11 protein-coding genes are annotated in these 11200 nt (G+C 34.2%); 4 read left to right on the top strand and 7 right to left on the bottom strand.

The genetic code is table 11. The features are described from left to right. Nucleotides 1–205: 205 nt before the first annotated feature. On the top strand, nucleotides 206–1123 hold the full coding sequence (locus tag BN3107_RS14590; protein ID WP_058308373.1) for an LCP family glycopolymer transferase: 918 nt from the start codon (nucleotides 206–208) through the stop codon (nucleotides 1121–1123). Between the two features lie 51 nt (nucleotides 1124–1174). Here BN3107_RS14590 and BN3107_RS14585 read toward each other — a convergent pair whose 3' ends face one another. The 5 genes from BN3107_RS14585 to ric form a co-directional block, all read right to left on the bottom strand. Next, complete coding sequence (locus BN3107_RS14585) at nucleotides 1175–1714, bottom strand: NUDIX hydrolase (RefSeq protein WP_082631323.1); 540 nt, start codon at nucleotides 1712–1714, stop codon at nucleotides 1175–1177. A gap of 11 nt (nucleotides 1715–1725) precedes the next feature. Further along, entirely contained in the window at nucleotides 1726–2205 is a 480-nt protein-coding gene (locus BN3107_RS14580) for a DUF1189 family protein (protein WP_058308371.1), read from the bottom strand. A 17-nt stretch (nucleotides 2206–2222) separates the two neighbouring features. Beyond that, entirely contained in the window at nucleotides 2223–2687 is a 465-nt protein-coding gene (locus BN3107_RS14575; protein ID WP_058308370.1) for a flavin reductase family protein, read from the bottom strand. 534 nt (nucleotides 2688–3221) lie between these two features. After that, nucleotides 3222–3524 carry a HesB/YadR/YfhF family protein gene (locus BN3107_RS14570; protein ID WP_058308369.1) on the bottom strand — a complete coding sequence of 101 codons (303 nt, stop codon included), beginning with the start codon at nucleotides 3522–3524 and terminating at the stop codon, nucleotides 3222–3224. 114 nt (nucleotides 3525–3638) lie between these two features. Continuing rightward, nucleotides 3639–4340 (bottom strand): iron-sulfur cluster repair di-iron protein, encoded by a 702-nt coding sequence (ric, locus tag BN3107_RS14565; protein ID WP_058308368.1) that lies wholly within the window; start codon nucleotides 4338–4340, stop codon nucleotides 3639–3641. Between the two features lie 235 nt (nucleotides 4341–4575). On the opposite strand from ric, the gene BN3107_RS14560 reads away from it, so the two are divergent. Then, nucleotides 4576–5130 carry a hypothetical protein gene (locus BN3107_RS14560; RefSeq protein WP_058308367.1) on the top strand — a complete coding sequence of 185 codons (555 nt, stop codon included), beginning with the start codon at nucleotides 4576–4578 and terminating at the stop codon, nucleotides 5128–5130. Between the two features lie 280 nt (nucleotides 5131–5410). Here BN3107_RS14560 and BN3107_RS14555 read toward each other — a convergent pair whose 3' ends face one another. Both BN3107_RS14555 and BN3107_RS14550 read right to left on the bottom strand, forming a co-directional pair. After that, nucleotides 5411–5770, bottom strand: coding sequence for a response regulator (locus tag BN3107_RS14555; protein WP_058308366.1), 360 nt, complete (start codon nucleotides 5768–5770; stop codon nucleotides 5411–5413). A gap of 253 nt (nucleotides 5771–6023) precedes the next feature. Next, entirely contained in the window at nucleotides 6024–6926 is a 903-nt protein-coding gene (locus tag BN3107_RS14550; protein ID WP_058308365.1) for an ArsR family transcriptional regulator, read from the bottom strand. Nucleotides 6927–7114: 188 nt separating this feature from the next. Between BN3107_RS14550 and BN3107_RS14545 the strand changes: the two genes are divergently transcribed. Both BN3107_RS14545 and BN3107_RS14540 read left to right on the top strand, forming a co-directional pair. Continuing rightward, complete coding sequence (locus BN3107_RS14545) at nucleotides 7115–8443, top strand: hemolysin family protein (RefSeq protein ID WP_058308364.1); 1329 nt, start codon at nucleotides 7115–7117, stop codon at nucleotides 8441–8443. Beyond that, nucleotides 8440–11064 (top strand): cation-translocating P-type ATPase, encoded by a 2625-nt coding sequence (locus tag BN3107_RS14540; protein WP_058308363.1) that lies wholly within the window; start codon nucleotides 8440–8442, stop codon nucleotides 11062–11064. The genes BN3107_RS14545 and BN3107_RS14540 overlap by 4 nt, the downstream gene beginning before the upstream one ends. The last annotated feature ends 136 nt before the right edge of the window (nucleotides 11065–11200 follow it).

Raw genomic sequence — 11200 nt, 5'->3', positions numbered from 1 at the left:
AGCTGGGGTGGTGTTTTGGAACTTTTTTCTGTGATTAATCTATTTCATTTCACACTAACTATGAGTGGTTAAGTAGGTAGTAGTGAACTACAAATATATGATTTTATTGTTAAATTATTCAAATAATAGTTTACTTATTGTAGTAACATTGTGCTATAATAAATAGGTATTGTTAAGTATATAAAGATAGGATGTTGATTAAAAAGTGGAAACAAGAACAAAACGTAAAAAGTCAAAAAAATGGTGGATATTGACACCTTTTATCATATTATTTGTTATCATATTAGCAATTGGTGGATATGCTTGGTCCATTATTAACAATGTAGAAGATACATTTAATACAAGAATGCACGATCCAATAGAATCAATAGACACCGAAAAAGTTACAAAGAAAACTGAGGATGCAGAACCACTGAATATATTACTTTTAGGCGTGGATCAACGTGGTAACGATTCAGGACGTTCTGATGCCCTAATGGTTTTGACTTTGAAACCAGAAAAAGAAGAAATGCAGTTAATAAGTATACCACGGGATACTCGTACATTAATTGCTGGTAAAGGTTTTGAAGATAAAATAAATCATGCATATGCGTTTGGTGGAGCTGATATGTCTGTACAAACGGTACAAAATTTCTTAGATATAGAGATTGATTATTTTGTTAGAATTAACATGGAAGGTTTAAAGGAGTTAGTCGATGAAGTTGGCGCGATCACTGTCCAAAACGAAATTGAATGGAATGACGGTAAGTATGAATTTACCAAAGGTCCTGTACAAATGGATGGAGATAAAACTCTTGCATATGTAAGGATGCGTAAGCAAGACCCTGCTGGTGACTTTGGGAGAACGGATCGTCAACGAAAAGTTATTCAAGCAATTATTGATCAAGGCGCCAACGTAGCGAATGTAACAAAAGTAGATGAGATGATAGATATAATGGGAAATAACATGTCTACGAGTTTAGATTTTAATAATATGAAATCATTATTGAGTGGTTATTCAAATACTAGAAGAAACATGAATAGTTATCAAATGCAAGGATCTGGTACGACTATTGATGGTATCTATTATTATATTGTACCGAATGAAGAAATAACAAAAGTGAGAGAAATGATCGTAAATTAATTTATTGAGAGCTATAAGCAAAAAACCTGTTTCAATAGACGAAACAGGTTTTTAATTATTTGTTTTACTAAGGTACCTGGCCCAACACGCTAACCCTGCACCATGTCTAAAATTCCCCTTTTCTACTAAACGACAGAAGTCCTTTATTTCTACTTCTTCTACTTCAATATTTTCTAATTCATCTAATTGTTGATGGGATACCTTTTTAACATTTTCAGCTAAGAATAAATGGATTTTTTCTGTCGTTGATCCGGGTGAAGGATAAAAATAATCAAGGGATTGCCAATGCTCAGTGTGATAACCTGTTTCCTCCAGTAATTCACGCTCGGCAGCAACAATAGGTTCTTCATTTTCATCAATCATGCCAGCGGGAAACTCTATCTCTGTAGATTGTAATGGATGACGATACTGTTTTAATGTGATAATTTTTTGTTCTTCGGTGATCGCTAATATGCAAACCCCTTCTGTAAATTCAATATAAGAAAAATTTTGTGTCTCTTTATTGGCAAGTAATACCTCGTCAATCGTTATTTTAAATCGATCAACTTGGGTAATAGAACTATTGCTAATTCTCCAATTATTTCCGCTCAAATCAAGATCCCTCATTTCCTTTTTGGATAACTAATAATCATTTTAAATAAGATGATGTATAGCAATGTTAAACCAATTATAAAACTCAAAGTTATGGGAATTTTGGTAAAAAAAAGTAGATGATAAATCAGTAATGGCCATAATAATGCATAAGAAGTCATCTTCCATAATTGTTGGTATGCAAGTTTACGTTGACATACCCATTTTAAGAACCAAGAGCCCAGTGCAAGGATAGAAATGCTAGTGACAATCAAGAACATCATAAAGAAAGGATAAAACACAATGACTTGAAGTAAGTATTGACTAAATGGAATTTGAGACTCTGTTGATTCAAATTGCGAAATTATAAGTAAGACATTTGGTAAAAAACTGATAAAAAATAAGAGAAAAAGATAAACAAGTGTATCGCGCATACTAATTCGATTAAGCCAAAACATGGCCTCTTTTTTTGGTAAACTTGCACTTTTACTCAGGATAGATAGAATCGCCATTTTCTTCCTCCATGAAGCTATTGTTCTTCAGAAATTTTTTGATATCCACTATTGTAATAAATAATTGGATTTCCTTCGTCAAGTTTAATTTTATCAACTTCTGCGATAAGCAGCATATGATCTCCTGCTTCTACCGTATTGACAACACTGCATGCTAAAGTGGTTAAGGAATTATTGATTACCGGGATTCCATCTAAAGATACAAAATCATCATATTTTTTATCGATCTGTTTTGCAAAAATCATCGATACTTCTTTTTGTTCTTCACGTAAAATACTGATACCAAAACGTTTAATTTTATCCGCGTTTTGATAAAAATTTGTTTTATGATCAAGTGATATTGTAATTAACTGAGGATCTAATGAAACAGACATAAAGGCATTTACAGTCATGCCTTGCACCTCGTTATCAAATTCTGTTGTAACTACTGTTATTCCAGTTGCGAATTTGCTCATCGCTTTTCGGAAATCTTGCTTACTCATATTAGCATACCTCCTGTATATGATCCTATGTCGTGAAGACATACTCAGTTTAGTTTTAACTCGTATCTATTTTAACATATGAATGGATATTTATTATCTATTCTGACTCGCGACTTGATTATATAAAAAAGACGTTGGGACATAAATATTGTTCATAACTTAAAACACGAACAAATCAATATGGATTGTTACGTAAAAAAAGGTTTATGCGACAATATTGTAGTGGTAATTATGAGATATTATATGTGCTTTGCAATCACTCCGGCTTGTCCGCTTCACTTTCCGCGGTTTTTTCTCCTCAGCTAACTTTTCCATGCGGTTTGTGCTTGGAAAAGTTAGCTGAAGGGAAAACCCCACGGAAAGGGAAGTGGGCAAGCCGCAGCGATTTCTATGCACATATATTATTTCAAAATGGTTATCTCAGTTATGTCGTATTACCTTTCTAATACGCATAAAATCCAAACGATTCGGTGGTGAATAGATTTCGAATCGTTTGGATTTTTTTAATTTTACAATTCTTTTGTCCCAGCCTCTTTACTTAGTGCTTTCTTCATAATCATAAGCTACTTCATCAGCTTTTTTATCATAATTAACAAGTAAGTTGTAACCTTCAAAGTACCATGCATCTGTGCCATCTATAAAAAATGTAATGCCTTCTTTTTCTTTAGAAGTAATGGTGTCTTTAAGTGGCTCGTTTAAAGAGAAGGCTAATGAAAAACCCTCATGTATCGGACTGTATCCTCCGTATTTAGCTTGGAATTTGACTGTATCCCCATCACTTACTTCCACTTCATTTTTAAACCACTTTATCGCTTCATCAGAAATTTTAATTTCCATCTGTAAGCACTCCTTTGCTAATAACTCTCTTTAAACTATTCCCAATATTTAGTTCTATTACACTTCAATTAGCGTATTTATTTGAAATAATAAGAGTGCTGAGCAAGATGCTCCTTACGATACAAATTTAAATAAAACATTATTTTCTAAATGAATGTGCTGGTAGGTGTTATGTTCTAATTCAGCTAACCTTTCATAGGTGATACGATACGAATTGCATGCACCTTCAGGTAAAGTATAATTATTAGTGACTTCATTCATTTTTTGAATCAGCTCACCCACGAATTCATGATCCTGAATCATCGTTTCATTTAGGTTTAGAATTTGATTTTTTAATGCTTCTGTCGGATTTTTTTCATATTGTTCGAATAGAGGGAATAAATCACGTTCTTCTTCGATCATATGACCTTCCATTTCCATTTTATATTGATGATAGAATTTATATAACTCCTCCAAATGTGGATGATTCGCTCCATGAACACGATAAATCTTCGTTACAAATTGACTTAGTGGTGTTAATTCTTCATTTAGATAGTGATGGTGGTGTTGCATAACATGATTAACCACTTCTGATGGTGAAACTTCATCCCAGTTTACTTCTTTATTACCCGCTTCTTTCCATTTTTGAAAGGATTGGTTAATAGAAGAAATTAATTGCTGACCATCTACTGGCTTTTTCTTTTTATCTAAAATCGTTTGAAGTGGTTGATCACCACCACAACAAAAATCAACTTTCGCATTTTTGAAAAAGTCACTTGCTTTAGGATAGACTTTGACAATATCTGCTGGTGTATCCGTCAGTTGGAATTCTCTCATTTTGACTCCTCCTTTATAATTATTTAAAGCATATCAAATCTGATAACAAAACAATGTGATGTATATCACATTGTAGTGGATGTTTTAAATAGTTTAAAAAACTGTAATTCCGTCATTGGGAAATATCAAGATTTCGTATCTTTCAAAGTTTCACTTTATCTAGATTTTTGTTATACTAATGAAAGCAAAAGACTTGTGAGCAAGAATTGGTTATGAAACTAAAGGTGGTGTAAATATGACAGTACAATATACGAACTTTCGTGGAGATGAATATTTTTTGCATGTACGGAAAACGAAAAAAGGAAATCCTAGTTATTATTTTAAGAAGGATGACCCAGATACATCTTTAAATAGTATTCCTGAGGGTTACGAAATATATGAACATCCTAATGGTAGAGTATTTTTAACTAAAAAGTCAAAGCGAAAAATTACAGTTGAAGAAGTTAATACTTTAAAGAAAAGTATGGAAACTAATAGTCCAATCAGGGATTATAAATTAGATATCAGACAGAAAAGTATTTATCTGTATACGTATGAAAATCCTGTACCTTTTGATGAGAATCCGTTAATCGTGGAAGCATTATCTGATCCTAAATACAAGACATATGAAGCACAATTGTGTTTTTCGTTAGCAGATAAAAAAACAAGGTTGTTCCAAGTTGAACGAAAATCATATACAGGTGAAAAAGATGATCAATGGCTTTATTTAGATGAGTCAACTGATTTAAAAGCATTAGCAGATAAATTCGTGCAACACTTAGGACAAGAAACATTCTTCGATCTATTTTAAAATGAATAAGAAGCGACTGGAACAAAAGGAATGTTTCATCACAAAAGTCCAAACGAATAAACTTCGATTCGTTTGGATTTTTTTACATATTAGGAACAAACCGACATAGCTGAAGGAAAAACCCCATGGAAAGGGGAGTGGTCAAGCCGGAGCGGATACTACACACTTACATCATGCAAAATTACCACAAGGTTATGTCGCGGTGTGATTATATTGCGTATCAATGTATATTACATTCTTCGTTTTTGAAGGTAAGTGAATGTTGTGTCGCAAACTCTTTTTATTTTAGAGAATTATTCATAATTTCTATCAGTTTATTAAAGTTTGGTTTTACAACAAAATCTTTTGCGCCATATTGCAGAGCTCGAGTTACATTATTATGTGTTGCGAGGGAAGATGATATGATGACATTGGCTTGTGGATCTAATTCTTTGATTTTTTTTAATGCATCTAATCCGTTTGATTTAGGCATAACAATATCTAAGATAATGATATCAGGGTGATAGTGCTGATAAATTTTTACTGCTTCTAAACCAGTAGTTGCTTCTGCAATAACCTGGTATGAACTATTCTCAATGATTTGTTTTAGCCAACGTCTCATAAAGCGCGAATCATCCGCAATAATGACGGTATTTTTCATGATAGTTCCCTCTTTTTCTTGTTAGTTGGATTTTCGACATTATTCTACTATTATTTTAAAGGATTGATAAGGAGATGTGAAGCTTATTTTCTGTAAAAAAATAGATAAATGTTATACAACCTCACATTTAGTACCAAAATCTTCACTTCGTCTACTACACAATTGGGATTTTATGCTTACCTAACATAAAAAAATGAAACCCTGTTTGTATGTAAACAAGGTTTCATGATAATTACAATACATCATCACAATCTTAAATATAATATAATTTAAAATTGATATCTTGATCATGATTTCCGAATCCTTTTCCAAATAACGTAACACCACCAACATGTTCAGCGTCTTCTTTTACCTCTACACGGAATTTCCAACCATCAACGCTTGTGTCTAAATCATCAATCGTAACGTCTGACATTGGTTCACCATCCATATAGGTACCATGAGAAGTGATCCGAATGGTTTTAAACACGCCATATTGATTAATGTTATGTGGCCACCAATCAGGAGTGTATTTCCCGCGGGTGTCAGCAAAATCACCAGGACTCTGCCATGAACCTAATTCCATATCATTTAAAGTAAACGTTATATCAGATGGCCACACCTCATTAGAAAATGGAAACTCGGAAGAAATCTCAAAACTGATATCCATTTGCTGTAATTGATCTTCTTCTTTCAAGAAATTTGGTGTTTTATATTCAACAAATCCTTCCGTAAACCATAATATTCGGGCATCCATTCGTTTAGGATCCATAAAGTATTTTGTTTGATCGACTGGACCTACAAAGTCTTTATTAGTTGCTAGCCCACACGTAGGTAAAACTTTGTAATCTGTATAATGACCAATTGGGATGCTTGTTTCATATGTAGCAAAAGAATGATAGATTTTTTTCGGGAAATTCACTTCAATATGATCAACTTTTAATATCGAAATCCGTTGTAAACCTGACTTTCCAGGTATTTTTTCGGTTCGAATAATACCGGCCTTTTCTAATTTCTCAATATGCTTTGTTACGATTGGACTACTAATGCCTAAAGCGCTTGAGAGTTCTTTTATATTCATTTTATTTTTAGATAATAACTGGATAATTTCCAATCTTACCTTGCTTGCTAAAGCTTCATAAATATGTAAAGAGGATTTATCTATTTCCAATTGCATATGTTCATCAACTTCTTTCCAACTACTGATTAAATATGTTTATAACTGACATTATCTATTATGCCATAGTTTTAACAAGGAATCACCATTTTTAACCACTTTTTTCTCGGATTGCCTCTACGAATTGTCTTATAATCGTCTATTTTGGGTATAACAAAGATATAGATGTTTTTTGGAGGGATTAGAATTTGTTATTAGAGATTGGAATACTAATTATTTTAATATTAGTGAATGCCTTTTTTGCGGCTTCGGAGATATCATTGGTCGCATTAAATGATAATAAAATTAAAAAAAGAGCGGAACAGCAAGATAAAAAGTCGATAAAATTGCAGACACTATTGGCAGAACCAGGTCGTTTTTTAGCAACTATACAAATTGGGATTACACTAGCGGGATTTTTAGCTAGTGCTTTCGCAGCAGACAGTTTTGCTGGTCCATTGGCCGAATGGTTAGTGGCTATTGGGGTACCTATAGCTGTTTCGATATTGGAGACTATTGCTGTTATTACGATAACGATATTACTTTCTTACTTTACATTAGTGATAGGGGAACTTGTACCAAAACAACTGGCGCTACAAAAAGCCGAAACAATTGCTTACAAAACTGTTATACCCTTAACATTTCTATTTAAAGTAAGTTATCCATTTGTAAAAATTTTGAATCATTCTACTAACTTAATCGTAAAATTATTTGGAGTCGATCCCAATGCAAAACAAGATGAAGCAAATGAAGAAGAAATTCGGATGTTAGTTGATATTGGAGGAGAAAGGGGAACGATTGAAAATGAAGAAAAACGAATGATTCATAATATCTTTGAATTTAACGATAAAACCGTAACAGATATAATGACTCATCGAACAGAGATTACGGCTATAAATATCGAATCTAGTGTGGATGAAATTTTAGAAGTGATAAATGACAAACGTTTTACACGTTTTCCTGTCTATGAGGTTGATATCGATCATGTAATAGGTATCTTACATATGAAGGATATGTTTCCCATTTTACAAGAAAGAGATCATCCTTTTACACTTAAAAACATTTTAAGAAAACCTTATTATGTCATGGAATCCCAACCAGTTGATGTCGCTTTTCGAGATATGAAAAATCATAATATTCATATTGCGATGGTTGTCGATGAATACGGTGGGATTGATGGTTTAATTACAATGGAAGACATTATTGAAGAAATTGTTGGAGAAATCTTAAGTGAACATCACCTGCCAGGTGAAGATGAATCAAGTAGTTTTAAAAAAATCAATAGTAACCAATTTGAAGTAGAAGGAACGACACACCTCTATCTATTGGAAGAAGCTTTTCAAGTAGAGCTACCATCAGATGATTTTGAAACCATTAATGGCTTTATGGTCCATCTATTAGGTTATATACCTCATCCAAAAGAGCAACCTAGCGTAATATATGGTAATCTTATTTTAGAAGCAATCGAAATTTCAGATTATCGTATCGAAAAAATATTAATTACGAAAGATAAAGATAAGGGAGGAAACGAAGCTTGAGTACCTACCAAAAAACTAAAAAAGAAGTGTTAGATCAGTGGGAAGTATCAAAGGAAGACGGGCTAACTAGTCAGGAAGTTAATAACCGGCTGGAGCAGGAAGGTTATAATGAAATAGCCGATAAAGAAAAAGTTCCTACTTGGAAACTGTTCTTAGAAACGTTTAAAGATGCTATGGTAGTAGTTCTTTTGATTGCAGCGATTGTCCAGTTAGTCCTAGGTGAAGTTATTGAGTCCATCATAATATTTATTGTTATTTTGTTAAATTCGGTGATTAGTGTAGTCCAAACCAAAAAGGCCGAGAGCTCACTCGATGCTCTTCGTGATATGTCGGCCCCTGAAGCCAAAGTGGTTAGAAATGGTACGAGTCAAACCATTATGGCTCGAGAGTTGGTGCCAGGTGATATTGTACAATTAGAAGCAGGGGATTACATACCGGCAGATGGCCGTTTGCTAGAAGCGGAATCATTAAAAATAAATGAAGGAATGCTTACTGGTGAGTCAGATGCTGTTGAAAAAGAAACAGAACCTATTAAAGAAGAAGTATCAATCGGTGACAGAATTAATATGGTATTTTCTAGTTCATTAGTTGTCAACGGTCGAGGAACATTTGTAGTTACAGCTACTGGTGGAAAAGCGGAAATCGGAAAAATAGCAGAAATGATCGAAACTGCTGAATCTAAACAAACCCCATTGCAACGAAAACTTGATTCTTTTAGTAAAAAACTAGGTATAGCTATCCTGCTTATTTGTATTGTTATCTTTGCAGTACAAGTTGGCCGCATATGGTTTAGTGATGCAGATGTTGATATGACAAAAGCTGTTTTAGATGCGTTAATGTTCTCGGTAGCGATCGCGGTTGCCGCAATTCCTGAGGCGCTGCAATCAATTGTAACCATCGTTCTGTCCGTTGGAACTAATAAAATGGCAAAACAACATGCCATTATACGCAGATTACCTGCAGTAGAAACATTAGGGTCAACCAGTGTTATCTGCACAGACAAAACCGGAACTCTAACGCAAAATCAAATGACAGTCACTGAAACTTTTTTACCTGGAATAGAAGATCCATTTAGTAGCGAAAAATGGGTGATGAGCGAAGAATTACTAATACAGACGGCTGCACTGTGTAATGACTCCTATATTAATGAAGATAAGAACGAAATAGGGGATCCTACAGAGATTGCACTTATCCATTTAGCAGAAAAGCAAAAACAACCGTACAAAGAATTAAGAAATAAGTATAAACGAGAAGCGGAGCTGCCTTTTGACTCAGACCGCAAAATGATGTCTACGGTTCATACAATTAACAATGAGCGATTGATGTTGATTAAAGGTGGACCAGACGTCATGTTAGATAAAGCCAGGTTTATTTTAATTGATGGAAAAGAAGAAGAATTAACCTCTGATTGGCTAGAAAAACTACACCAACAGAATGAAGCATATTCAAAACAAGCATTACGTGTATTGGCTTTTGCATATAAAAAGTTAACTAAAGATCACGAATTGACATTAGAAGATGAAAAGGATTTTGTTCTGATTGGCTTCACCGCTATGATGGATCCACCAAGGGATGCAGTATATGGATCAATTGAAGAAGCAAAAAAGGCGGGCATTAAACCAGTCATGATAACAGGTGATCATAAAACAACTGCCGAAGCGATCGGAAAAGAAATTGGTCTTATGGATGAAGGTGATTTAGCGGTAACTGGTAAAGAATTAGATAAAATGTCTGAACAAGACTTAGATGAGAAATTAGAGCAGATTTCTGTATATGCGCGTGTATCACCTGAGAATAAAATACGAATCGTCAAAGCATGGCAACGGAAAAACCAAATTACCGCTATGACAGGTGATGGTGTTAATGATGCCCCCGCGTTGAAACAAGCGGATATTGGAATTGGTATGGGCAGTGGTACAGATGTTGCCAAGGATTCTGCCGCAATGATATTAACAGATGATAATTTTGTTTCCATTGTCAAAGCAGTGAGTGTCGGTCGAACCGTATTCGATAATATAAAAAAATCGATTGCTTATTTGTTTGCAGGTAATCTTGGAGCCATCATCGCAATCCTATTTGCGGTTATCATGAACTGGGCAAATCCTTTTACTGCGCTACAGTTATTATTTATTAATTTGGTAAATGATTCATTGCCAGCAATTGCCTTAGGGATGGAAAAATCTGAACCAAATGTGATGAAACGGAAACCTCGAAAAATTGATGATGGTATCTTTGCAGGAGGTACACTAAGATCTGTGATCATTCGCGGTTTATTAATAGGTGTAGCGGTCATTATTTCGCATTATATTGGTTTGCAACATTCAGAAGAAATGGGTGTCGCGATGGCTTTTACAACTTTGATTTTATCAAGGACCTTACAAACATTCCCTGCAAGGTCTAACGTACAGACAGCATTTGGAGCAGGCTTCTTCCAAAATAAATACGTACTAGGAGCTGTAGGGGTTGGCTTTGTTTTATATGCAATTACGATACTACCATTTGCAAGAGATGTCTTCCATATTCCGGCTGAGTTTGGATGGAGTCAGGGATGGATTGCATTTGGTCTTGCGATCGCATCTGTTATATTAATGGAAGTAGTTAAGATAGTTAGAAATAAATAAGAAACATAATAATGGTCACGTTCCCCTGATTACGTGGCCATTGTTTTAGTTGCTACTAAGATATCTCTTATTCTCATTAGTAAAAATGTGGTATCATTAAATTGTAAGGGTTTGCAAAAATGTGGGTGAGGTGATA

It is taken from the genome of Gracilibacillus massiliensis (assembly GCF_001458115.1).
Taxonomy (GTDB): Bacteria; Bacillota; Bacilli; order Bacillales; family Amphibacillaceae; genus Gracilibacillus; species Gracilibacillus massiliensis.
Note: the sequence above shows the minus strand (reverse complement) of the source record. Positions and strands in the feature narration are given on the sequence as shown.